The 22,076-nt window shown below is 65.6% G+C and carries 22 protein-coding genes, 1 other RNA gene and 1 riboswitch; of the genes, 14 read left to right on the top strand and 9 right to left on the bottom strand.

Annotated features, from left to right (window positions below; genetic code table 11):
* The first annotated feature begins 224 nt into the window (after positions 1-224).
* A complete protein-coding gene (locus M52SOB_RS12805) occupies positions 225-920 on the top strand; it encodes a prepilin-type N-terminal cleavage/methylation domain-containing protein (protein ID WP_131112165.1) in 696 nt (231 codons plus the stop codon).
* A gap of 44 nt (positions 921-964) precedes the next feature.
* On the opposite strand, the gene M52SOB_RS12800 is transcribed toward M52SOB_RS12805, so the two are convergent.
* The gene (locus tag M52SOB_RS12800; protein ID WP_131112164.1) at positions 965-2,935 is read right to left on the bottom strand and encodes a monovalent cation:proton antiporter family protein; all 1,971 of its coding nucleotides are present in this window, start codon (positions 2,933-2,935) and stop codon (positions 965-967) included.
* 62 nt (positions 2,936-2,997) lie between these two features.
* Between M52SOB_RS12800 and M52SOB_RS12795 the strand changes: the two genes are divergently transcribed.
* The 5 genes from M52SOB_RS12795 to M52SOB_RS12775 all read left to right on the top strand — a co-directional run bounded on the left by M52SOB_RS12795 (position 2,998) and on the right by M52SOB_RS12775 (position 6,559).
* Positions 2,998-3,981 carry a KpsF/GutQ family sugar-phosphate isomerase gene (locus M52SOB_RS12795; protein WP_131112163.1) on the top strand — a complete coding sequence of 328 codons (984 nt, stop codon included), beginning with the start codon at positions 2,998-3,000 and terminating at the stop codon, positions 3,979-3,981.
* Positions 3,981-4,502 (top strand): KdsC family phosphatase, encoded by a 522-nt coding sequence (locus tag M52SOB_RS12790; protein ID WP_131112162.1) that lies wholly within the window; start codon positions 3,981-3,983, stop codon positions 4,500-4,502. The genes M52SOB_RS12795 and M52SOB_RS12790 overlap by 1 nt, the downstream gene beginning before the upstream one ends.
* A 5-nt stretch (positions 4,503-4,507) precedes the next feature.
* Positions 4,508-5,194 (top strand): LPS export ABC transporter periplasmic protein LptC, encoded by a 687-nt coding sequence (gene lptC, locus M52SOB_RS12785; protein ID WP_131112161.1) that lies wholly within the window; start codon positions 4,508-4,510, stop codon positions 5,192-5,194.
* 1 nt (position 5,195) lies between these two features.
* Positions 5,196-5,738: a lipopolysaccharide transport periplasmic protein LptA gene (gene lptA / locus M52SOB_RS12780; RefSeq protein ID WP_131112160.1), complete on the top strand. Its 543-nt coding sequence runs from the start codon at positions 5,196-5,198 to the stop codon at positions 5,736-5,738.
* Positions 5,739-6,001: 263 nt separating this feature from the next.
* Positions 6,002-6,559: a phasin family protein gene (locus M52SOB_RS12775; RefSeq protein WP_131112159.1), complete on the top strand. Its 558-nt coding sequence runs from the start codon at positions 6,002-6,004 to the stop codon at positions 6,557-6,559.
* 141 nt (positions 6,560-6,700) lie between these two features.
* Here M52SOB_RS12775 and ssrS read toward each other — a convergent pair.
* The 3 genes from ssrS to M52SOB_RS12760 form a co-directional block, all read right to left on the bottom strand.
* Positions 6,701-6,882, bottom strand: a non-coding RNA gene (gene ssrS / locus M52SOB_RS12770) — 6S RNA.
* Between the two features lie 36 nt (positions 6,883-6,918).
* A complete protein-coding gene (locus tag M52SOB_RS12765; protein WP_131112158.1) occupies positions 6,919-7,239 on the bottom strand; it encodes a cell division protein ZapA in 321 nt (106 codons plus the stop codon).
* 10 nt (positions 7,240-7,249) lie between these two features.
* Positions 7,250-7,444: a hypothetical protein gene (locus M52SOB_RS12760; protein ID WP_131112157.1), complete on the bottom strand. Its 195-nt coding sequence runs from the start codon at positions 7,442-7,444 to the stop codon at positions 7,250-7,252.
* A gap of 114 nt (positions 7,445-7,558) precedes the next feature.
* A riboswitch (cobalamin riboswitch) is annotated at positions 7,559-7,764 on the top strand.
* 114 nt (positions 7,765-7,878) lie between these two features.
* On the opposite strand from M52SOB_RS12760, the gene M52SOB_RS12755 reads away from it, so the two are divergent.
* The 5 genes from M52SOB_RS12755 to M52SOB_RS12735 are packed head-to-tail and all read left to right on the top strand — an operon-like array spanning position 7,879 to position 13,481.
* Positions 7,879-9,714 carry a TonB-dependent receptor domain-containing protein gene (locus M52SOB_RS12755; RefSeq protein ID WP_172601847.1) on the top strand — a complete coding sequence of 612 codons (1,836 nt, stop codon included), beginning with the start codon at positions 7,879-7,881 and terminating at the stop codon, positions 9,712-9,714.
* A 3-nt stretch (positions 9,715-9,717) separates the two neighbouring features.
* Positions 9,718-10,704 (top strand): FecCD family ABC transporter permease, encoded by a 987-nt coding sequence (locus M52SOB_RS12750; protein WP_131112155.1) that lies wholly within the window; start codon positions 9,718-9,720, stop codon positions 10,702-10,704.
* Positions 10,701-11,618 carry an ABC transporter ATP-binding protein gene (locus M52SOB_RS12745; RefSeq protein ID WP_284155113.1) on the top strand — a complete coding sequence of 306 codons (918 nt, stop codon included), beginning with the start codon at positions 10,701-10,703 and terminating at the stop codon, positions 11,616-11,618. Before M52SOB_RS12750 ends, M52SOB_RS12745 begins: the two co-directional genes overlap by 4 nt.
* 22 nt (positions 11,619-11,640) lie before the next feature.
* Positions 11,641-12,207: a cob(I)yrinic acid a,c-diamide adenosyltransferase gene (cobO, locus tag M52SOB_RS12740; protein ID WP_284155247.1), complete on the top strand. Its 567-nt coding sequence runs from the start codon at positions 11,641-11,643 to the stop codon at positions 12,205-12,207.
* Complete coding sequence (locus M52SOB_RS12735; RefSeq protein WP_131112153.1) at positions 12,201-13,481, top strand: cobyrinic acid a,c-diamide synthase CobB; 1,281 nt, start codon at positions 12,201-12,203, stop codon at positions 13,479-13,481. The genes cobO and M52SOB_RS12735 overlap by 7 nt, the downstream gene beginning before the upstream one ends.
* Position 13,482: 1 nt before the next feature.
* Here M52SOB_RS12735 and speE read toward each other — a convergent pair whose 3' ends face one another.
* The 5 genes from speE to cbiB all read right to left on the bottom strand — a co-directional run bounded on the left by speE (position 13,483) and on the right by cbiB (position 18,217).
* Positions 13,483-14,736: a polyamine aminopropyltransferase gene (gene speE, locus M52SOB_RS12730; RefSeq protein ID WP_131112152.1), complete on the bottom strand. Its 1,254-nt coding sequence runs from the start codon at positions 14,734-14,736 to the stop codon at positions 13,483-13,485.
* A 284-nt stretch (positions 14,737-15,020) separates the two neighbouring features.
* Positions 15,021-15,491: a c-type cytochrome gene (locus tag M52SOB_RS12725; protein WP_131112151.1), complete on the bottom strand. Its 471-nt coding sequence runs from the start codon at positions 15,489-15,491 to the stop codon at positions 15,021-15,023.
* Positions 15,488-16,378, bottom strand: a complete 891-nt coding sequence (locus M52SOB_RS12720) for a cobalamin-binding protein (RefSeq protein ID WP_172601846.1) — start codon at positions 16,376-16,378, stop codon at positions 15,488-15,490. Before M52SOB_RS12720 ends, M52SOB_RS12725 begins: the two co-directional genes overlap by 4 nt.
* Positions 16,375-17,307, bottom strand: coding sequence for a threonine-phosphate decarboxylase CobD (cobD, locus tag M52SOB_RS12715; RefSeq protein ID WP_131112149.1), 933 nt, complete (start codon positions 17,305-17,307; stop codon positions 16,375-16,377). Before cobD ends, M52SOB_RS12720 begins: the two co-directional genes overlap by 4 nt.
* The gene (cbiB, locus tag M52SOB_RS12710; RefSeq protein ID WP_131112148.1) at positions 17,300-18,217 is read right to left on the bottom strand and encodes an adenosylcobinamide-phosphate synthase CbiB; all 918 of its coding nucleotides are present in this window, start codon (positions 18,215-18,217) and stop codon (positions 17,300-17,302) included. The genes cobD and cbiB overlap by 8 nt, the downstream gene beginning before the upstream one ends.
* Here cbiB and M52SOB_RS12705 point away from each other — a divergent pair, their 5' ends adjacent.
* From M52SOB_RS12705 to M52SOB_RS12695, 3 genes are read left to right on the top strand one after another with little or no spacing between them, the layout of a single operon-like run.
* Entirely contained in the window at positions 18,218-19,675 is a 1,458-nt protein-coding gene (locus M52SOB_RS12705) for a cobyric acid synthase (RefSeq protein WP_284155112.1), read from the top strand.
* On the top strand, positions 19,672-21,411 hold the full coding sequence (locus tag M52SOB_RS12700) for a chorismate-binding protein (RefSeq protein WP_131112147.1): 1,740 nt from the start codon (positions 19,672-19,674) through the stop codon (positions 21,409-21,411). Before M52SOB_RS12705 ends, M52SOB_RS12700 begins: the two co-directional genes overlap by 4 nt.
* Complete coding sequence (locus tag M52SOB_RS12695; protein WP_284155111.1) at positions 21,402-22,076, top strand: response regulator transcription factor; 675 nt, start codon at positions 21,402-21,404, stop codon at positions 22,074-22,076. Before M52SOB_RS12700 ends, M52SOB_RS12695 begins: the two co-directional genes overlap by 10 nt.

The raw sequence follows: 22,076 nt of genomic DNA, 5'->3' as shown, positions 1-22,076 counted from the left end.
GGACACATTCTATGGCCATCCTGATCTGTCAAGCTTTCGACGCAGCGTCGATTTTTCGTCACATACCCCTCTGCAGCGATCGAAGTCCGATCGGAAACTGGTCCAGAATTGCGCTTGTGTTTCGCTCCTCGAAGGCTTGATTCCGGAATATGCTTTGCGGCGATAGTATTGGCACAAATCGTGCTTTTTCTGACTTGCCTATGACTTTTGGTGGAGCAAATACAATGAAAAGACAGGCCGGTTTCACCCTGGTCGAGATCGCCATCGTCTTGGTCATCATCGGCCTGCTGCTGGGCGGCGTGCTGAAGGGTCAAGAACTGATCAACAGCGCCAAAGTGAAAAATTTTGCCCAGGACTTCCGCAACATTCCCCTCTTCATCTACGGCTATCAGGACAAATTTCGCGCTTTACCCGGCGACGATGCCAACGTTGCCGCTCATCTCGGCACCGGCGCTCAGCCGGGAGCTGGTGGCACTCTTGGCAATGGGGTCATCGAAGGAGACTGGTTCTCCAGTGATGTGAGTGCGACTGCGCCTGAAAGTGTGGTTTTCTGGCAGCATGTGCGTCTTGCCAATCTGGCTTCCGGCCCAACGAATTTGGCTGATCCGTCCTACTTCCCTACCAATGCTGATGGCGGCCGCATCGGCATCGAGTCAGGCAGTGCCACGCCTGCACAGCAATACATCAGCGGCTTGACGGGCACTTTCATCGTCTGTTCCAGGGGTATTCTTGGCAAATTCGTGCTGCAACTCGATACGACGATGGATGACGGTAATCCTTTCACCGGTTCGATGCGTGCGGTGCCAGGCGCGCCAACGACTCGCCAGAACACGGCGCACTGTGCCGTGGCAGGATCACCGGCCGCTTGTACGACGGCCGTCGATCCTGCAGCCACCTACACGGTTTGTATGAGCCTCTGATCATTTTTTCTACGATTTTTTCGGCCCGCCTTGCGCGGGCCGCTTCATTTCGGGCCGCGCAGCAAAAGCTCTTCCCCCGCCGCCACCGCGGCTGCGCTGCCGCGCAGCACCACGACGTCGTTCGCTTCGAGCACCGTCGCCCCACCCACAGACACACCCGGCTGGCTGCGGCGCCGAAGTGCCGTCACGCCAGCGCCGACTTTCTCCAGCTCCAGCTCAGCGATGCGTCGCCCCACCGCCCAGGCGCAGGCATCGAGGGTGACGGCATGCAGCCGCGGCAGTTCCGCATCGGCAAGCCCTTCGGTCGCATCCGTCGCGCCGTGGAAGAAGCCGCGCAGCAGCGCGTAATGCTGCTCACGCAACTCGCGCAGGCGCCGCACGACCCGGTGCATCGGCACGCCGGTGAGCGCCAGCGCATGGGTAGCGAGCATCACTGAGGATTCCAGCGCCTCGGGCACCACCTCGGCCACCCCGGCGGCATAGAGCTTTTCGACGTCTTCCTCTTCGCGCGCCCGGGCGACGATTGCCAGATCGGGACGCAGCTCACGCACGCGTTCGGCGAGTCGCAAGGTCGTGTCGATGTCGGCAAAGGTGACCACCAGCACGCTGGCACGGGTGATCCCCGCGGCCAGCAGGTTCTCGCGTCGCGTGCAATCGCCCCAGGCGACTGGCTCGCCGGCAGCAGCGGCTTCGCGCACGCGTTCGGGATCGAGGTCGAGCGCCATGTAGCCGATGTTTTCCGTTTCCAGGAAACGCGCCAGATGCTGGCCCGTCTTGCCGTAGCCGCAGAGGATCGCGTGCTTTTCGGTGGCCACGGTCCGAGCCGCGATTTGCGTCAGTTGCAACGAACGTGTCAGCCATTCCGAAGCGACGAAGCGCAAGACGAGGCGATCCGAAAAATGCACGATCAGCGGCGCGACGATCATCGACAACACCATCGCTGCAAGCACCGGCTGGATCAGCACGGCATCGACCAGCCCGGCATCGGTCGCCAGCACCACCAGCACGAAGCCGAATTCGCCCGCGGTACAGAGCCACAAGCCGGTACGCAGCGCCGTGCCTGGCGCACTGCCGAGCAGGCGTGACAGCCCGGCGGCGACGATCAGCTTGGCCGCCAGCAGCAGCGCCAGCAGCGTAGCCAGGCGCCCGGCATCGTTCCAGATCGCCACCGGATCGAGCAGCATGCCGGTGGAGACGAAGAACAGGCCGAGCAGCACGTCGCGGAACGGCTTGATGTCTTCCTCGACCTGGTAGCGGTATTCCGTTTCGGAAATGAGCATGCCGGCGACGAACGCCCCCAGCGCAGGCGACAATCCCGCCACTTCAGTCAGGGTGGCGAAGCCGAGCGTCACCAACAGCACATTGAGCATGAACAGCTCGCCGGATTTGCGTCGCGCCACGAGGCCGAACCAGGCGCGCATCAGCCGCTGGCCGACGAACAGCACCAGCGCCAGCAGCAGCGCCGCCTTCGCGAGCGCCCAAGCCACCTCGCCGGCCAAGGCATCGAGCGGCTGCGAAAGCGCGGGGATCAGCACCAAGAGCGGCACTACGGCGAGATCCTGGAACAGCAGCACACCGATCACCTCGCGGCCGTGGGGCGCGTCGAGTTCGCGCCGGTCGGCCAGCAGTTTGGAAAGGATGGCCGTCGAAGACATCGCGAGGGCGCCGCCCAAGGCAAGGCTCGCCTGCCAGGCGACACCCCAGAGCATCGCCCCGGCGGCGACGGCGAGCATCGTCGCCAGCACCTGGAGGAGCCCCAGTCCGAAGACGATCCGCTGCATCGCAAACAGGCGTGGCAGCGAGAATTCCAGACCGATCGTGAACATCAGGAAGACGACACCGAATTCGGCCAGGCGGCGCGCACTGGCGGTGTCCGGCAACATGCCGAGCGCATGCGGGCCGGCGAGCGCGCCGACCAGCAGATAGCCGAGGATCGGCGGAAGATTGAGGCTGCGGCAGGCGACGACGGCGAGCACGACGGCGGCCAAGAGCAGCAGGATCAGGTGCAGGGTCATGCGGGGTCTGTCGGGAAGGGGTGGCGGTTATAATTTCCAGCAATCATAACCGCCCCCTTGCCATGACCGCCATCCCTCCCGCCGAACACCTGATCGCGCTCGCGCGCCGCGTGCTGAGCATCGAAGCCGAAGCGATATGGAAGCTCGCCGATCGCCTCGACGACAGCTTCGTGCTCGCCGTCGACCTGATCCTCGGCAGTCATGGCCGCACCATCGTCAGTGGGCTAGGCAAATCCGGGCACATCGCGCGCAAGATCGCCGCAACGATGGCCTCCACGGGCACACCGGCCTATTTCGTTCATGCCGCGGAAGCGGTGCATGGCGATCTCGGCATGATCGCGCGCGACGATGTGCTGATTGCCATCTCCAACTCCGGCGAGAACGACGAACTGTTGACCATCGTGCCGCTCGTCAAGCGCCAGGGTGGCAAGCTGATCGCAATCACCGGCAACCCGGCCTCATCGCTGGCCCGCGAGGCCGACGTGCATCTCGACGCGCGTGTCGATGAGGAAGCCTGCCCGCTCAACCTCGCGCCCACGGCGAGCACCACGGCCGCGCTGGCCTTGGGCGATGCGCTGGCAGTGGCGCTCCTCGATGCACGAGGCTTTTCAGCGAGCGATTTCGCCCGTTCCCACCCTGGCGGGGCGCTGGGCAGAAAGCTCCTCACCCATGTGCGCGACGTGATGCAACCGCTCGAACGGGTGGCGACGGTGGCCAGCGACACGCTCATCCCGACGGTGCTCGCCGCGATCTCGCGCGGCGGCATGGGCATGGCCGTGGTGCTCGATGCCGACGGGCGGGTGACGGGCATCTTCACCGATGGCGACCTGCGCCGCGCAATGGAAAGGCTCGGCGACTTGCGCCAGGTCCAGGTCGGCGCGCTGATGAGCCGCAATCCGCGCACCATCGGCCCGGAACGGCTGGCCGTCGAGGCGGTCGAGATCATGGAGCGCCACAAGGTGAATCAGCTGCTCGTCACCGATCCGGCTGGCCGGTTGCTCGGCGCGCTCAACATGCATGATTTGTTTCGCGCCAAGGTCGTCTGATGAACGTCTTCGAACAGGCCGCAAAGGTTCGTCTGATGGGCTTCGACATCGACGGTGTGATGACCGACGGCCGGCTTTACTTCAGTACCGAGGGCGATTTCTGCAAGGCTTTTTTCAGCCGTGACGGGCTGGGTCTGAAACTGCTCGCCAAATCGGGCGTCAAGCTCGCGATCATCACCGGCCGCGATTCGCCGATCGTCACGCGGCGCGCCGCCAACCTCGGCATCGGTCTGGTCCTGCAGGGCATCGAGGACAAGCGCGAAGCGATGGCGTCGTTGCTGGAGCGCGAGCATCTGACGATGGCGCAGTGCGGCTACATGGGCGACGATCTGATCGACCTGCCGCTGTTGAAAGTCTGCGGCTTTTCCGCCACCGTCCCGGATGGCCATCCGCTGGTGCGGGAACACGTCGCCTATGTCACCCAGGCGCCGGCAGGCAGGGGGGCGGTGCGCGAAGTCTGCGAGTTGATCCTGCGCGCCCAAGGCAATTGGGATCGCGTCGTGGCGCCTTACCTGGCCTGATACTCATGGCGACCCGCCTTTCCCCGACCACCAACCTGTTCCCGCTGCTGTTGGTGGGCGTTCTCGCTGCATTGAGTTACTGGCTCGAACTCGCCAGCCGCATACCGGAAACAGCCTCTGGCGGCAAGCTGCGCCACGATCCGGACACCATCGTGGAAAATTTCGAGGTGCGCCGCTTCGATCCGCTCGGCGCGCTGCAACACACGCTGACTGCGCGGCAGATGGTCCATTACCCAGACGACGACACTGCCGTGGTGTTTGAGCCGCGCATCGTCTGGCATCGTCCGCCCCCCACGACCCTGGTCGCACGCGAGGCGCGCATCTCGAGCCGTGGCGAACACGTCGCGCTGATCGACGATGTGCGCGTGACGCGTGCAGGTGTGGCGGGTAAGCCGGAAACCACGCTGACCACCGCGCGCATGGATGTCTGGCCCGACGACGAGCTCGCGAAATCAACGCTCCCCGTCACGATCACCCAGGGTGCCTCGCGCCTCCGTGGCGAAGGCGGCATGAGCGTCGACCAGAAAAGCCTGATCTACGCCCTCGAAGGGCCGGTGGAAGGGGTATTCTTCCGCACGGCAGCGACGCCTACCTCGACCCGCACAGCACGACCGGCGCCGGTTTCCCGTTCCGCCGCCCCGCCGAAAGCAGGCGCCAAGACCAAGTCGAAACCTTCTTCTTCCAGACGCTGACATGAACCGCACCCTGTCCCTCACGATTTTCGTCCTGCTGGCTTCTCACGTTGCTGCCGATGCGCTCGCAGAACGCGCCGACCGCGACAAACCGGTGCATCTGGAAGCCGCGCGGGTCACCGTCGATGATGCCAAGCGCATCCACGTCTTCGAGGGCAACGTGGTGCTGACGCAAGGGACCTTGATGATCCGCACCGCGAAACTGGTCGTCACCCAGGATGACGCCGGCTTCCAGAAAGGGGTCGCGACCGGCGGCGAGAACGGCCTGGCGCGGCTGCGTCAAAAGCGGGAAGGCAAGGACGAATGGATCGAGGGCGAAGCCGAGCGCATCGAGTACGACGCGAAAAGCGAAAAGGCCGAGTTCTTCAACCGCGCCTGGGTGAAAAGCGGCAGCGACGAGGTGCGTGGCCATTACATCTCCTACGACGGCAAGACCGAGCAGTATCTGGTCACCGCCGCGCCTGGCAGCAGCCCGTCGAGCACGGATGGCCGTGTCACAGCGATCATTCAGCCGAAGAACGCGAAATCGGCCATCCCCCGATAGTCACCTCTTTCGCGGGGCAGCAAACACACTGCGGCGACCGTCACTCGCGCCGCCCGCCGGCTTCCGGCATCACCGGATAACCAATAACCCATTGAATATCATCCGTAAAATTTTTCTTTACCCATTTTTATTGCGATGCACAAAAAATTGGTTGACATCCCGGAAACGCACCATATAATTCAAGCCATATTGCAGTGCAGCATAAGCTCTTCTCAACCCAGCCGCATGCCTCACCCGCTTTCAAACTTTTTCAGGAGATTGCCATGTACACCACCCCAGAACAATTCGCCGGTGCCACGAAGGCCAACGTCGAAACCTTGCTGACGATTGCCAACACCGCTTTCGCCAGCGCCGAGCGCCTCGCCGCGCTGAACCTCAACACCGCCCGCACCCTGCTGGAAGACAGCGTCAACACCGCGAAGACGCTGATGGGCGCGAAGGACGTGCAGGAACTCATCAGCCTGCAAACTTCCCTGGCGCAGCCGGCGATCGAGAAGGCCATCGCCTACTCCAAGAGCGTCTATGAAATCGCCAGCCAGACCCAGGAAGAGTTCGCGAAGATCTTCGACAGCCAATACGCCGAGATCAACAAGAACGTCGCCTCTGCGCTGGACAAGGCCGCCAAGAACGCACCCGCCGGTTCCGATGTCGCCGTGGCTGCCGTGAAGTCTGCGCTGGCCGCCGCCAACTCGGCCTACGAAACGATGAACAAGGCTGCCCGCCAAGTCGCCGAGATGGCCGAAGCGAACGTCGCCGCCGCGACATCTGCGACCGTCAAGGCCGTCGGTGCCGCCGCCCCGAAGGCGAAGAAGGCTGCTTGATTTTCCGGCCTGAAGGCCGTTACTGAATTTAGTTGCAACGTCTCCTCCTCCGGTTCCGCAACGGAACCGTTTGACCCAGACCGTCAGGTCTGGGTTTTTTTTGGGGAGAAAAAAGGCGCGAACGATTCGCGCCTCGAAGAAGGGTTCCCCGCACGTGCCGTTTGGCCGGCATCCTGAACCGAGGTTCAGAGTGGTCGCGTTCCTGCCGCTTCAGGTTCACCCGACGAAGGGGCGATCACAACAGCGGCGTCTTTGGGCGGCGACCGATGCCAATGGGCATAGGTTCAAGGAATGTATGGCCTTGGCGAACACCGCAGGGAAAAAAATCGGAGAAACGCGACTGGCCTGTCGCCCTGCCGTCAGAACAGCTTTTCCTGCGGTGCGAGTGCTTCGTCCAGTCGTGCTTCGATGGCTTGGATTCTACGCAGCGACTCCGCGGCGTCAATGGCTTGATCGGAGGGCTGCAGCGTGGCATTCTGCCGGGCTGCATTCAGTTCCGCGGCGAGGTTCAACGCCGTCATCACGGCGAGCCGCTCGCCCGTACTGCGCGTGGCCTTGGCGATCTCGCCCATGCGGGCATCAAGCAGCGCGGCCGCTGCCTGCAGCGCATCGATTTCCTCGGGCGCACAGGCGACGCGGTAGTCACGCCCCTGAATCCTGATGTCCAGTGTCGTCGTCATGCTGGGTTCGTCATTCGGCGGGCAACTTGTCGATCAGCCCTTCGAGCCGCGTGCGCGCAGTCGTCATGCGCTCGACGAGCCTACTTTGCTCTTCTTCGAGTGCGCCGATGCGCTCGCGCAGGCGGCGATTTTCGGCGCGCAGCGTTTCGCACAGGGCGATGATCTGCTCGACTTTTCGTTCGAGGCTGGCGAGCGGGGCATCCATGGGCGCGCAGTTTGTGGGAAAAAAGATTGCTGGTCAAGCAGTTCGGCAGGATTTTGAAGCCTGTTTCACGCTCTGGGTAAAAAGTCTCTGCTTCCTTGACGGCACGCTTATAATTGTCACCGCTTCGTTCGAGGTGCCCAGGGCGCGAATCTCGCGTCCGGGTGAAACGGGAAACAGGTGAATTGGCAACGATGAGGCCTGTGCTGCCCCCGCAACGGTAAGGAAGTGCGGTTTCGCCTCAACGCCACTGGGAAAATTCCTGGGAAGGCGGCGAAACAAGACTTCCAAGCCCGGAGACCGGCCTCGATCGATCCGGTTGAATGCGCTGCGGGGTGCGGCGCGTCGGCAAAGCCACTGCCCACGCCCTCATTCCCTGTGCATTCGTTGTCCATTCGACTGGCCTGCGGGGACGCTGGCCAAACAGGGAGTCCGACATGAAATCTCGCTTTGCCAAGACGGCGCTCGCCGTTGCCGTTTCCTTTGCCTTTCCACCCGCCTTTGCTGCCGCCGAAGATGAGGCGGCGGTGGTCGTGACCGCGACGCGTATCCCGACCCGCGTTGATGAGCAGCTCGCCGATGTGTCCGTCATCTCGCGCGAGGAGATCGAAGCTCAGGGTGCGACGACCCTGCCCGCGCTTCTCGCGCAGCAGCCGGGCCTGCAGATCGTCGCCAATGGTGGGCTTGGCAAGTCGACCAGTCTCTTCACACGCGGTACCAATGCCGGGCACACCCTGCTCTTGGTCGATGGTGTGCCGCTCGGCTCGGCCACCTTGGGTCAGCCCTCATTCCACAATCTGCCGCTCGAGCAAATCGAGCGCATCGAGATCCTGCGTGGGCCGGCCTCCAGCCTTTATGGTTCGGATGCGATCGGCGGCGTGGTGCAGATCTTCACCAAGAAGGGCGAAGGGCCGATGAAGCCCGAGGCCTTCGCCGGCGCCGGCAGTTACGGCACCTGGCAGGCGGCCGCCGGCATATCCGGCGGCTCGGAAAACGTCTCCTACAGCCTGCGCGCGGCCAAGCTGGAAACCAACGGCTGGGACGCGACGACGCCGAAGATCGCCAACACCAACCGCGATGCGGATGGCTACCGGAACACCTCTTGGCAGGGGCGTCTGGCCTTCACGCCGGCCAAGGGGCAGGAGTTCGGCGTGACCTACCTAGCGGCCGACAGCCGCAACCATTACGATGATCCTTATGGTGGGCCGACGGGAGACCCCTACAACGACGACGCAACCCGTGTCTGGTCGCTGTACGCGAAAAACCGCCTGCTCGAAACCTGGACCTCGACGCTGCGTTATGGCGAATCGAAGGATCGCAGCGAAAATTTCTCGCCCGGCCGCTCGCTGTTCGCCACCGTGCAAAAGCAATGGAGCTGGCAGAACGATGTCAAGCTGCCGCTGGGCACCCTGATGTTCGCCTATGAAGACCTGCGGCAGGCAGTCGATTCGACGACGCCCTATACCGTCAAAGAACGCACGATGCGCTCATGGATTGCTGGCTGGCAGGCTCGATTCGGCCAGCATTCCTGGCAGCTCTCGCAACGCTACGACGACAATTCGCAGTTCGGGGCCAAGACCACCGGCAGCCTCGCCTACGGCTACCAGATCCTGCCTTCGCTCACCGCGCGCATGGCCTTCGGCACCGCTTTCAAGGCGCCTTCGTTCAACGACCTCTATTACACCAGCCCCTGGGGCAGCCACGGCAACCCAAACCTGCAACCCGAGACGGCGAGAAACCGCGAGTTCGGCCTCGACTGGAGCGGCCCGACGGGGGCGCACTTGGCTTGGACGCATTACGACAACCGCATCAAAAACCTGATCGCCTGGCAGGACACCGGCGGCTGGGTCTATGTGCCCTTCAACGTCGGCCGTGCGCGTATTCGCGGCGACAGTTTCTCGGCCAGCCACCAATGGGGCGCCTGGTCCGCGCAGGCAAGTCTGGATTTGATGCGCCCCTATGACGAAGACACCGGCAAGCGCCTGCCGCGCCGCGCCAAAGAGCTCATGAAGGCGCGCCTGGCTTACACGCCCGGCGCCTGGGGCTTCGGCGCGGAAGTCGTCGCCGTCGGCAAGCGCTTCGACCGGGCGGATGAGACGCGCGAGTTGGCGCGCTACGAGCTCGTCAATCTGTTTGGCCATTACCGGCTGGGTCTTGACGTGCAGCTCGAAGGCCGCCTCGACAACCTGTTCGACAAGAAATACGAGACGGCCTGGGGCTATGCCAATCCGGGCACGATGTTGTTCGTCGCCTTGCGCTACCAGCCCAAATAGACCATGTCCACCCGCCGCCGCGCTGCCTGGGTGCTGGGCCTGTTGACGCTGCTGTCGGCGGCCAGTCTCGCCGTGGCATTGGCGGCGGGAAGCATTGCCGTACCGATCGGGGATGTGCTGGCGGCGCTTGCCGGCGGGAAGACGGGAACGCGCGCAATCGTGATGGACTTGCGCCTGCCGCGCGCGGCCGCGGGCTTCGCGGTGGGCGGGTTGCTCGCCCTCTCCGGCTGCCTGATGCAGGTGCTGTTGCGCAATCCCTTGGCCGACCCGTATGTGCTCGGCATCTCCGGCGGGGCCGGGGTGGGCGCCTTGCTGGCGATGTTGTTGGGGCTGGCCGGCCTTCTCGTGTCGGGCTGGGCCTTCCTCGGGGCGCTGGCGGCGATGCTGCTGGTGTTTGGTCTCGCTCATGGCACGGGGGCCTGGACGCAGACCCGGCTCTTGCTTACCGGTGTCGTGGTCGCCGCCGGCTGTGGTGCGGTGGTCGCCTTGATCCTGACACTGGCGCCGGAACAAAAGGTGCATGGCATGCTGTTCTGGCTGATGGGCGATCTGTCGCAGGCCGCGCGCGCACTCCCTGCGGGGCTGGCGCTCTTCATGTGTCTTGCCGTGATGCTGCCGTTCGCGCGCGATCTCAACGTGCTCTCGCGCGGCGAGGAGATCGCCCGCACGCTCGGCGTGGCCACACATCGGCTGCGGCGGCTGGTCTATTTCACGGCGTCGCTGGCCACCGCCTTCGCGGTCACCACGGCCGGCTCGATCGGCTTCGTCGGCCTCATCGTGCCGCATCTGGTGCGCCTCGCCTTGGGGCCGGCGCAGGGCAACGACCAGCGCCTGCTGCTGCCGGCAGCGGCACTCGCCGGTGGCAGCTTGCTGGTGCTCGCCGATACCGCGGCACGCACGCTGTTCGCGCCGATCCAGCTGCCGGTCGGCGTGCTCACCGCGCTCATTGGCGTGCCGGTGTTTCTTTACCTACTGGGCAAAAAGACGTGAGAGCTTGTGAAAAAATTCGTCGCGAGCGGGCTGATGGCAAGGCGCCCGGAGCGCAGCGACCGAGACATAACATCGAGTTAGGCGAGGGAGCGAGCACCGCGCAACACAGCCAGCGGGCCGCGCAGCAGAATTTTTCGCAAGCTCCGATTCTGAAAACGCGCCAAATTGCCGTCAGCGTCGGCCTGCACAAGGTCTGTCTCGCGCTCGATCTCGATCTCGCGCCCGGCAGCCGGCTGGCCATCCTCGGCCGCAACGGCGCCGGCAAGACGACGTTGCTGGCCGCACTCGCAGGATTACGGGCGCCCGAGCGTGGCACGCTGTTGCTTGCCGGAAAAAAATATGACGCGTGGCGGCCGGTGGAAGCCGCGCGCTTGCGAGGCTATCTGCCGCAGGCGCAGGCGGATCCTTTCGCGGCGACCGTCCTGCAGACCGTCCTGATCGGCCGCCACCCGTATCTTTCGCGGCTCGCCTGGGAATCCGCGCGCGATGTGGAGATCGCCCGCCAGGCGCTGGCGCGCCTGAGCCTCACGGGTTTCGAGGAACGCGAGATACACACGCTCTCGGGCGGCGAATGGCAGCGCGTGCGCATCGCCACCCTGCTGGCGCAGCAGCCAAAGCTTTATCTCCTCGACGAGCCTTGCGCGCATCTCGATCTCAATCATCAGATCGCGGTGCTGGAACTCTTCTCGCGGCTCGCGCGCGAGGAGGGCGCGGCGGTGGCGATGGTGCTGCACGATCCGAACCTCGCGGTGCGCTATTGCGATCAGGCGCTCCTGCTCTATGGCGACAGCCGCCACCGCATTGGGCCATGCGAGGAAATCCTCACCGCGCCGGTGCTCTCCGAGCTCTATGGCCATCCGCTGTGCCGTCTCGCCAGCGCCGACTTTTCCCATCCCGTTTTCGTGCCGAGGTAAGCTCGTGAGCCATGTCGAGCGCATGCAACGCAAGAAGGCGGTGATCGACGCGAGGATCGCCGCCGCTCGTGATGCCCGCGGCGTCTTCCTGCTCCACACCGGCAACGGCAAGGGGAAGAGCAGCGCGGCTTTCGGGGTGTTGGCGCGCGCGCTCGGTCATGGCATGAAGGCGGTCGTCGTGCAGTTCGTCAAAAGCCGCTCGGATACCGGCGAGGAAGCCTTTTTCCGCAAGCAGCCGAACGTCCGCTGGCATGTGATGGGCGAGGGCTTCACCTGGGAGACACAGGATGCGGCAAAAGACGCGGCCGCAGCGACGGCGGCCTGGGCGGTGGCGAAAGCGGCGCTTGCCGACCCAGGCGTCGATCTCGTCATCCTCGACGAATTCACCTACGCGCTCAAATATCGCTGGCTCGACGGCGATGCGGTGCTGGCCGCCTTCCGCGCCCGGCCGGCCCGGCAGCACCTCGTCGTCACCGGTCGCGCAGCACCTCCGGCGCTGATCGAAGCCGCCGACACGGTGACCGAGATGCGGCTCATCAAACACGCCTTTCAGGCCGGCATCCAGGCGATGCCGGGGATCGAATGGTGAGCTGCCCCGCCTGGTTCGTCGCCGCTCCCGCCTCCGGCCATGGCAAGACCACCGTGGTGGCGGCCCTCGCGCGGCTCCACACCCGTCTGGGCCGCAAGGTGCGCGTGTTCAAGTGCGGGCCGGACTTCCTCGACCCGATGATCCATACGGCAGCGACGGGACAGCCTTGCGAGAACATCGATCTCATGATGTGCGGCGAGGGCGATGCCCGCTGGCGGCTTTCCCGCGCGGCGCAAGAGGCCGACCTGATCCTCGTCGAAGGCGTGATGGGGCTTTACGACTCGCAGCCTTCGGGCGCGGCGCTCGCCCGCCGGCTCGGTCTGCCGATCCTGCTCGTCATCGATGCGTCCGCGATGGGCGGCAGCTTTGGCGCCATCGCCTGGGGGCTCAAGCATTACCGCGAGGGCGCGCCGATCGTGCAGGCGTTTGCCAACCACGTCGGCAGTGAGTTTCACGCGCGGCTGTGTCTTGAGAGCCTGCCCGAAGACATTCAATGGGCTGGGCATCTGCCGCGCGATGCCGAGGCAGCGCTCCCCGAACGGCATCTCGGCCTCCTGCCCGCCGCCGAGATCGCCGATCTCATGGCGCGGCTCGATCGGCTGGCCGATGCCCTGGCCGACTCGCCGCTGGCAAAGCTCCCGCCAGCAATCGATCGTGCCGTCCTGCCAGCGCCGACTTTCCCGCCGCTGCTTGCCGGCAAGACCATCGCGGTGGCGCGCGATGCGGCCTTCTGCTTCATTTACCCGGCGAACCTCGAATGCCTCGCCGCCTTGGGCGCGCGAATCGAATTCTTCTCGCCGCTCGCCGATGTCGCGCTGCCCACCTGTGATGCGGTGTGGCTGCCGGGCGGCTATCCGGAGCTCTACGCAGCGCAGATCGCCGCCAATGCCGGCATGCGGGCTGCGCTTACCAAGCATGTCGCCGCCGGCAAACCGCTGCTCGCCGAATGCGGTGGGCTGATGGCCTGCTGCGAGGCGCTCTGCGATGTGGAAGGACGCAGCTTCCCGATGTTCGGCCTACTGCCCGGCAGGGTGCAGATGCAGAAACGGCTTGCCGGGCTGGGGCTGCTCGCAGCGGCGTTGCCGGAAGGAAGGCTCACCGGCCATACTTTCCATTATTCGCGGCTCGAGACGCCGCTGGCGCCGTTCGCGCAGGCCAACAGGCTCGCCGGCCCCGGCGGCGAGGCGATCTACCGCACGGGGCGACTGACGGCGAGCTACATGCACTTTTATTTTCCGTCGAACCCTGAAGCGACGGCGGGGCTGTTCAGTTGAGTTACGGCAGAGTCCCTGATCCGACCAGCTTCCGATAGAAATTCGGCAGCGCGAACAGCGCGCCATGCACCTCCGCGTTGTAGTAGCGCAGATCGCGGATGCCGCGCTCGGCCAGCCGCGCATCGACCGTTGCCGCATCGGCTGCGGTCGGATTCAGCCCGTCGGAAGCGATCGCCAGGCCCCAATAGGCGCCGTAGAGCGGGATGTAAAGGCCGTAGCAATGCACGGCGGAAAAGACCCGGCGCAGCTCGGCGACGATTCCCCGCACACGCTCGGGATGGAAGACCGGCGAGCCGATGTGCAGCACCAACGCACCGCCCGGCGCGAGCGCGCGCTGCGCCTTGGCGAACGAGACGGCGGTGTAGAGCGAGGCGGCGGGGGTGTCCGGATCGGTGAGATCGAAGAAGACGAGGTCGAAGCGCTCGTCGGTGGTTTCGAGATAGGCGAAACCGTCGCCGATCTTCACTTCGAGCCGGGGATCGGCGAAGACGCCGCGATGCACATCATTGAGATGGTGTTTGGCCGCCTCGACGACATCCGCATCGAGCTCGGCGATGACGACGCGTTCGATGCTCGGGTGCTTGAGGAGTTCCTCCGCCGCGCCACCATCGCCGCCGCCGATGATCAGCGCCTTGCGTGGTGCGGGATGACTGATCGCCGCCGGATGCACCAGCGCTTCGTGGTAGAAGAATTCTTCGCCCGCCGAGGTCATGAAATGGCCATCGAGCCGCATCGTGCGGCCGAACTGCGGCGTGTCGAAAATCTCCAGCAGCTGGTCGCCGGCAGTCTTTTGCGTGAGAAGCCGCTCGCGGATGCGGTAGCCATAGACGCTGTGCTCATCGAGCGCTTCGAGGATCAGCTCGTCGCTGGCGCCGGCGTTGTCGGTGTCGCCGCGCAGGATGCGGTGGGTCTCAGCCCGTGCGGGCGCGAAGGCGGCGAGCAATTCGCTGGCCAGGCGCTCGGCCTTGGCCGAATTGTCCTGGCAGAAGTTGCAGACATAGACGTCGAGCGTCACGCCGCGCCGCTCCGGCCAGGTGTGCACGGCCAGATGCGATTCGGCCAGGAGCAGCATGCCGGTCACGCCGCCGGGCTGGCCCTGATACTCGGGAAAGGTGAACCATTTTTCGTCCACCAGCGTGAGGCCGACGGCCAAAGTATGGCGCCGGCACATTTCGGCGAGAGCGTCAGCGTCGACGAGCAGTGAAAGATTGCAACCGCACTGATAGAGATCGGCGGTCAGGTGAAGGCCTTGCATGGCGGTTCCCCCAATCGCTGCGGAGCGATCCCGCCCCGCGTCACAGAAAACCGCAGCGCGAAGATCCGCTGCAGCCCCAAGGCGGCTTGCGCCGAAAAGGCGCGAATTCTAGCAGCAGAACAATGCCTTGCGAACCCTCAGAGCTTGCGAAAAATTCTGCTGCGCGGCCCGCTGGCTGCGTTGCGCGGTGCTCGCTCCCTCGCCTACCTGTATGGTATGTCTCGGTCGCTGCGCTCCGGGCGCCTTGCCATCAGCCCGCTCGCGACGAATTTTTTCACAAGCTCTCAAGGCAGCGCTGGCGGGGCGTCGTTGAGGCGGCTCAGATGCACGACGACGGCGGCGCGCAGCATCGGGTCGCTGATGCCGGTGAAATTCATCGCCCGACCGGGCACGGCCCGCTCGGTATCGGCGAGGTAATAGTCCAGCGTGGCGAAGTCCCAGACCACGCCGGCCGATTTCATCGCTGTGGAGAACTCGAAGCCGGCGATGCTGCCAGCGTGCCGCCCGAACACGTTCCACAGCCAAGGTCCTTTCGCATGGGCGCCGGTCTTTTCGCCGTCGTGGCATTGCGAGCATTTGCGCTCGAAAAAGCGTGCGCCGGCGGCGACATCGGCCTGCGCCAGCCGCGCTTTCAGTTCGGCCGAAAGCGGCGGCGTGTAGGTGGAAAGCGGCCCTGTTGCCTCCGCCGAGGCAATCAGAGCAGGCAGCATGAGAGCCGCAGTGAGGATCGTGCGTCGATAAGCGCTGCGTTTCATCGGCCATCCTTCCCTTGCATGCGTTTTCCCCGCGCGGCCTCCAGCTGTTCGCACAGCCGCGCCGCACCCTCGACGAGGCGCGGGGTGTGGCGCTGGATCAGATCGGGCGGGATGAAAAACAGATTATCGCGCCTGACCGCCGTGAGCGTCGTCCTCTGCCGCCAGTCGTCGAGCCATTCGGGCCGCGCCTCGCCCATGCCGGAGGCGACGATGACTTCGGGGTCGGCTTGGATCACCGCCTCGACCGTGACCTGTGGCGCCAGCGGTTTGAGATCGGCGAAGACGTTTTCGCCGCCACAGAGGCGGATCACGTCCGTGATCACCTGGCTGCCGCCGACGGTCATCAGGGGTTGCTTCCAGATCTGGTAGAAGACGCGCACCGTGGGCCGGGCGCCGTAACGGGCGCGCAGCTCGAGCAGGCGCTGGCGGAAATCCGCCGCCGCGGCGTTGGCCGTCGCTGCGGTGCCGGCAAGCAGGCCGAAGCGTTCGAGGTTCTTCGCCACGTCGTCGATGCGTTCCGGCTGGACGAGGAACACCGGGATGCCGGCGGCGCGCAGCTTTTCGATGTGCGCAGCGCTGTTGCCGGAAGCCCAGCCGATTGCGAGATCGGGCCGCAAGGCGAGGATGCGTTCGAGATCGAGCCGCGAATAGCCGCCGATGCGCGGGAGGGCCTGGGCGGCCTTGGGAAAGTCGCTGTAATCGACCGCGCCGACGATCTTCTCGCCGGCGCCGGCGGCGAACAGGGTCTCGGTGATGTGCGGGGCGAGGCTGACGATGCGTTGTGCGGGTTGCGCGAGATGCAGCACGCTGCCGCCATCGTCGGTCACGGTGATCTCCGCGCGCACCGCGAAAGCGAGCAGGGCGAAGAGCCAGAAGAGATGCTTCATGTCGTTTCCTCCAAGGCGGATTCGAGCCGCCGCCATTGTGCCTCGTCAGCCGGCAGGCCGAAGCGCAGCGCCGGCGGATCGGTGAACTGCCGCACCAGGATGCCCTGCCGGGCCAGCGCGAGATGAATCGTTTCGGCGGCGGGCGTTATCGCGTAACGAAACAATGCCGTGCCGGTGTTGGCAAGTCCCCGTGCAGCGAGCAGCTGCGCAAGCCGTTGGGATGCCTGGGCCAGCCGCGCCCGTTGCGCCGCCTGCCAGTGGGTGTCGGCCAGCGCGAGCGTTGCCGCCCAGCGGGCCGGATGGGCGACTGCCCAGGGGCCGAGCATGCTGCGCAGTTTTTCATCGAGCCATGCCGGCGCGAAGACGAAGCCGATGCGTACTCCGGCAAGACCCCAGAACTTTCCCAGCGAGCGTAACACGACGACATTGTCGGCGGCAGCGATCAGCGTCTCCTCGGCTGTCGCATCGAGGAAGGCTTCGTCGATGACGATGAGCCGCAGGCGCTTGGCGCGTTCGATGAGCTGCGCGCGCGGCAGCAGCGCGCCGGTGGGGTTGTTCGGCCGGCAACAGAGCGCGTAATCGGCGGGCTCGTGCCAGGCGACGATCTCATGGCCGGCCGCGCGCCAGGCGGCTGGATGCTCGGCGTAGATCGGTTTGGCGAGCGCCACGCGACCCGGCGGCAGCAGGCGCGGCAGGGTGCCGATCGCCCACTGGCTGCCGGGCACCGCGAGCCCCATGACGCCGTAATGGGCGCGCACGGCGGCATCGAGGCCGTCGTCCTCTTCGGGCAGCCGCTGCCAGACGTCCACCGGCACGGCCGGCAGCGGATAGGGCCAGGGCGCAATGCCGGTCGACAGATCGAGCCAAGCTTGGCGCGGCATGCCGAAACGCCGCGCCGCCGCGTTCAGTCGGCCGCCATGCTCAAGCACGAAAGAAGCTCCAGATCGCGAAGACGGCAAGCCACAGCCAGACGCCGCGGGTGATGAGCGCCTGCGCGCGGCGGATGTCGGTGCTCTTTGGCGCAGGCCCGCAGCCCAGGGCGGGGCGTGATTCGTCGCGGCCCGCGTAACGTGCCGTCCCGCCAGCGCCGACTTTCAACGCGCCTAAGCCCGCGGCCATCACCGGGCCGGCGTTGGGGCTCGGCCACTGCCGCGCCTGCTTAAGCCAGCAGGCAAGCGCCGTGCGCGTGCTGCCCAAAAGCGCGTAGGTCAGCGCCGTGAGCCGCGCGGGGACGAGGCCCAGCAAATCGTCGAGGCGCGCTGCGGCCCAGCCGAAATGGCGTCGCCGCTCGTCGCGATGGCCCCACATCGCATCGAGCGTATTGGCGAGGCGAAACAAAAGCGCCCCGGCGCCGCCGGCGAGAAAGAACCAGAACAGCGCGCCGAACACCGCATCAAGGCCGTTTTCCAACACCGACTCGACGGCGGCCTTGGCGACACCTGCTTCATCGAGCAGTGCCGTCTCGCGCGTGACGATTTGGCCGACGGCCTGCCGCGCGGCCGGAAGATCCCCGGCGGCCAGGGGCGCGGCGACGGCCTGTGCATGTTCGGCGAGGCTTCTTGCCCCGAGCGCGAAGGTGAGCAGCAGCAGATCGACGAGCGGGTGGGCCCACATTGCCGCCAGCAGAACCGGCGGCGCGACGAGGATCGACCAGGCGATGAGGCCGCGCAGGCGGTTTCCGAGCGGATGGCCCGGCGCGCCGCGGCGCAATGTGCGTTCCACCAGATCTGCGAGACGCCCGAAACCGACGAGCGGATGAAAGCGCTTCGGCTCGCCGAGCAGCCGGTCGAGCAGGATGGCGGCCAGGGCAAGGAGCAATGGCGTGAGAAAATCGCGCATATGAAAGCTCTGATGATACAAGGCTGCACCTCGGATGCCGGCAAGAGCGTGTTGGTTGCGGCCTTGTGCCGCATCCTCGCGCGGCGCGGTGTGAAGGTGGCGCCGTTCAAGCCGCAGAACATGGCCTTGAATTCGGCGGTCACCGTCGATGGCGGCGAAATCGGCCGCGCCCAGGCGCTGCAGGCGCAGGCGGCGGGACTCGAAGCGCGCACGGATTTCAACCCGGTGCTGCTCAAGCCCAGCTCGGATCGCCGCGCGCAGGTGATCCTCCACGGCAAGGTCGCGGCCGATCTCGACGCGCGCGCCTACCACGACTACAAGCGTGTGGCGATGGCGGCGGTGCTGGAGTCCTGGCGGCGGTTGGCAGCCGAATTCGAGTTCATCGTCGTCGAAGGCGCAGGCAGCCCGGCCGAAGTGAATTTGCGCGACCGCGACATCGCCAACATGGGCTTTGCCGAAGCCACCGACATTCCGGTGTGGCTCGTCGGCGACATCGATCGCGGCGGCGTGCTCGCGCACATGGTAGGCACGCTCGAATGCCTCTCGGCGAGCGAGCGGGCGCGGCTCACCGGACTGGTGATCAACAAGTTCCGCGGCGACATCGGTCTCTTGCAACCGGGCCTCGACTGGCTCGAAAAACGCACCGGCAAGCCGGTGCTGGGCGTCCTTCCCTATCTCCACGGCTTGTTCCTCGACGCCGAGGATGCGCTGGAACGCCATGTCGAGCACAGCGGCGAGGCAAGGCTTGCGGTCGCAGCGCTCGCTTTCCCGCGCATCTCGAATGCGACCGATCTCGATCCCTTGCGCCTCGCAGCGGAAGTCGATTTCCGCTGGGTGGGGCCGGGACAGGCGCTGCCGCCTTGCGATCTCGTCGTGTTGCCCGGGTCGAAAGCGGTGCAGGCGGATCTCGCCTGGCTGCGGGAACACGGTCATGAGGCGGCGCTGAAACGTCACCTGCGCTATGGCGGCAAGCTGATCGGCATCTGCGGCGGCTTTCAGATGCTGGGGCGTGCGATCCACGATCCGCTCGGCCTCGAAGGACCGCCCGGCAGCATGGCGGGCCTGGGGCTCATCGACTGTGAGACGACGCTCGCGATGGAAAAGCAACTGCGCAATGTGAGCGGCAGATTGAAACTCGGCGCTGGTAGGACGGCACCCCTCGCGGGTTATGAAATCCACATGGGGGTGACGACCGGTCCGGCCCTCGCCCAGCCGGCGGCCGTGCTCGACGATGGCCGCTCGGATGGCGCCCTGTCGGCAGACGGCCAGATTCTCGGCACCTACTGCCATGGCCTGTTCGACCACCCCGCGGCGTTTTCCGCGCTGCTCGGCTGGGCGGGCGCCGACATCGATCAGGCGGTCGATCGCGCCGCACGGCGGGAAGCCGACTTCGAGCGTCTCGCCGATGCGGTGGAAGAGGCGCTCGAGCCCAGGCTGTCGGCCATGCTGACGGCATGAGAGCCCGCCTCGATTTTCCCGATGGGAAGGGCGGACGGCTGCGCCTTCGTTTCGCCGCCCCGCAAGCCGTGCTCATCGCCAAAAGCTCCCCCGATGTGCCGGCCGTGCTCGACCGGGCGATGGCTGCGGCGCGCGCCGGCCATTGGGTCGTCGGTTTCGTCGCCTATGAGGCCGCGCCGGCTTTCGACGCCGCGCTCGAGGTGCGCCCGCCGGCTCCCTTCCTGCCACTCGCAGCGTTTGCGGTCTATGCCGCGGCCGAGCAAGGGGCGGAATCGGCAACGGAGGCGGGCTTCCATTGCGGCCCCTGGCGCATTGCGACGGACCCGCCTGCCGCTTGCGCCGCGATCGACACTTTGCGCCAGCGCATCGCCGACGGCGAGTTTTATCAGGTCAATCTGACCACGCGGCTGGCAAGCGATTTTTCCGGCAGCGGCGCGGCCTTGTTTGCATCACTCGTCGCCGCTCAGCCCGCGGGCTATTGCCTGCATCTGCAAGATGACGACTGGGAGATCCTCTCGGTGTCGCCAGAACTCTTTTTCGACTGGCGTCCGGACGGTGTGCTCACCACGCGGCCGATGAAGGGCACCGCGCCGCGCCATGGCGAAGCGGCGCGCGATGCCGCGGTTGCGGCGGCGCTGCGCGCATCCGAAAAGGAGCGCGCCGAGAACCTGATGATCGTCGATCTGCTGCGCAACGATCTCTCGCGCATCGCGCGGCTCGGCTCGGTGCGCGTGCCGGAACTCTTCGCGCTCGATGCGCTGCCCACCGTCTGGCAGATGAGCTCGACCGTCGCGTGCATCACACGGCCAGAAGTGGGGCTTGCCGAGGTGTTTGCCGCGCTGTTTCCCTGCGGCTCGGTCACCGGTGCGCCGAAGATCGCCGCGATGGCCGCGATCGCCGCACTGGAAACCGCGCCGCGCGGCGCCTATTGCGGCGCGCTCGGCCTCATCCGCCCCGGCGGCCATGCCACCTTCAACGTCGGCATCCGCACCGTGACGCTCGATCGTCAGGCTTCCCGTGCCGAATGCGGCATCGGCAGCGGCATCGTCTCGGATTCCCAAGCAGAGGCCGAATATGCCGAATGGCTCGCCAAGCGCCGTTTCCTGCTGCGCGCGACGGCAGGCTTCGCTCTGCTGGAAACCTTGGCGCTCGATGACGGCGCGTTCGTTCTGCTCGAAGGCCATCTCGCGCGGCTCAGCGCGAGCGCCGAGCATTTCGGCTTTCCCTGCGAGCGAGCGCGCGTGCTGCGGCATCTCGAGGCGCTCGCCGCCGCACACCCGGTGGGACGGTGGCGGGTGCGGCTGCTGCTCGATCGTCAGGGGCGGTTGCAAAGCGAGGCGTTTCCCTTGGCGCCGACGCCGCAAGAGGCGACGGTCGTGCTCGCCAGCCGGCCGATCGTCGCCGAGCCCGAGTTCCTCTGTCACAAGACCACCGAGCGTTCCGCCTATGCGCCCTTCAGCCCGCCGCCGGGCGTGTTCGATACGCTGCTGTGGAATGCACGGGGCGAGATCACCGAATTCACCCGCGGCAATGTAGTCGTCGAACTGGATGGCGAGCGTTTGACGCCCCCCGTCGCAGCCGGCCTGTTGCCCGGCGTGCTGCGTGCCGAGCTGCTGGCGCGTGGCGAAATCGTCACACGGCACCTGCGCATCGCAGACCTCGCGCGCGCCGATGCGCTGTGGTTCATCAACAGCGTGCGCGGCTGGGTGAGGGTGAAGCTGATCGCATGCGGCTGACCGGGTCCACAGCGACGATTTGTCGCGCAGCTTCGGCGGCAAAATTGATTACGATCATTGTCATGTTTGACAAAACCGAACCCGGCGCGGGAAAACATCCGCTCACGCAAAGAGCGCACAGAGGGCACGATGCCGCTCGTGGGATTCTCATCGTCGATGACAACCAGGACTTTTGCGGCGTCATGGCGCGGGCCTTGCGTCGTCGTGGCCTCTGCGTACACGTCGCGCATGACGAAGCCAGCGCCCTGTCAACGGTGCAGGAGGAACCTGCGATCGATCGTGTCGTGCTCGATCTGAATCTCGGTCGGCCGATCTCTGGCCTGCATCTTCTGACGCGATTGCGCGCGGCCAATCCGCACATGCGCATCGTATTGCTCACCGCCTATGCCAGCCTCGCGACGGCGACCGAGGCGATTCGCTGCGGTGCGGTGCATTATCTGGCCAAGCCGGCCTCGGTCGATGAAGTGCTCGCCGCATTTTCCAGAGAGGACGCGGACGCAACGGTTCCGGTGGCAAAGGATGTGTTGAGCTGTCCCCAGCTCGAATGGGAAAGACTTTGCTGGGCGCTCGTTCGTCACGACGGCAATATCTCCGCCACCGCCCGTTTCCTGGGGCTCGAGCGGCGCAGCCTGCAGCGCAAACTCAAAAAGCACGCCCGCCGCTGA

Origin of the sequence: Sulfuricystis thermophila (genome assembly GCF_004323595.1) — a bacterium.
Classification (GTDB): domain Bacteria; phylum Pseudomonadota; class Gammaproteobacteria; order Burkholderiales; family Rhodocyclaceae; genus Sulfuricystis; species Sulfuricystis thermophila.
Note: the sequence above shows the minus strand (reverse complement) of the source record. Positions and strands in the feature narration are given on the sequence as shown.

Coding starts and splice junctions, on each gene's coding strand:
- M52SOB_RS12805 (WP_131112165.1), top strand. CDS start 225: ATGAAAAGACAGGCCGGTTTCACCCTGGTCGAGATCGCCATCGTCTTG.
- M52SOB_RS12800 (WP_131112164.1), bottom strand. CDS start 2,935: ATGACCCTGCACCTGATCCTGCTGCTCTTGGCCGCCGTCGTGCTCGCC.
- M52SOB_RS12795 (WP_131112163.1), top strand. CDS start 2,998: ATGACCGCCATCCCTCCCGCCGAACACCTGATCGCGCTCGCGCGCCGC.
- M52SOB_RS12790 (WP_131112162.1), top strand. CDS start 3,981: ATGAACGTCTTCGAACAGGCCGCAAAGGTTCGTCTGATGGGCTTCGAC.
- lptC (WP_131112161.1), top strand. CDS start 4,508: ATGGCGACCCGCCTTTCCCCGACCACCAACCTGTTCCCGCTGCTGTTG.
- lptA (WP_131112160.1), top strand. CDS start 5,196: ATGAACCGCACCCTGTCCCTCACGATTTTCGTCCTGCTGGCTTCTCAC.
- M52SOB_RS12775 (WP_131112159.1), top strand. CDS start 6,002: ATGTACACCACCCCAGAACAATTCGCCGGTGCCACGAAGGCCAACGTC.
- M52SOB_RS12765 (WP_131112158.1), bottom strand. CDS start 7,239: ATGACGACGACACTGGACATCAGGATTCAGGGGCGTGACTACCGCGTC.
- M52SOB_RS12760 (WP_131112157.1), bottom strand. CDS start 7,444: ATGGATGCCCCGCTCGCCAGCCTCGAACGAAAAGTCGAGCAGATCATC.
- M52SOB_RS12755 (WP_172601847.1), top strand. CDS start 7,879: ATGAAATCTCGCTTTGCCAAGACGGCGCTCGCCGTTGCCGTTTCCTTT.
- M52SOB_RS12750 (WP_131112155.1), top strand. CDS start 9,718: ATGTCCACCCGCCGCCGCGCTGCCTGGGTGCTGGGCCTGTTGACGCTG.
- cobO (WP_284155247.1), top strand. CDS start 11,641: ATGCAACGCAAGAAGGCGGTGATCGACGCGAGGATCGCCGCCGCTCGT.
- M52SOB_RS12735 (WP_131112153.1), top strand. CDS start 12,201: ATGGTGAGCTGCCCCGCCTGGTTCGTCGCCGCTCCCGCCTCCGGCCAT.
- speE (WP_131112152.1), bottom strand. CDS start 14,736: ATGCAAGGCCTTCACCTGACCGCCGATCTCTATCAGTGCGGTTGCAAT.
- M52SOB_RS12725 (WP_131112151.1), bottom strand. CDS start 15,491: ATGAAACGCAGCGCTTATCGACGCACGATCCTCACTGCGGCTCTCATG.
- M52SOB_RS12720 (WP_172601846.1), bottom strand. CDS start 16,378: ATGAAGCATCTCTTCTGGCTCTTCGCCCTGCTCGCTTTCGCGGTGCGC.
- cbiB (WP_131112148.1), bottom strand. CDS start 18,217: ATGCGCGATTTTCTCACGCCATTGCTCCTTGCCCTGGCCGCCATCCTG.
- M52SOB_RS12705 (WP_284155112.1), top strand. CDS start 18,218: ATGAAAGCTCTGATGATACAAGGCTGCACCTCGGATGCCGGCAAGAGC.
- M52SOB_RS12700 (WP_131112147.1), top strand. CDS start 19,672: ATGAGAGCCCGCCTCGATTTTCCCGATGGGAAGGGCGGACGGCTGCGC.
- M52SOB_RS12695 (WP_284155111.1), top strand. CDS start 21,402: ATGCGGCTGACCGGGTCCACAGCGACGATTTGTCGCGCAGCTTCGGCG.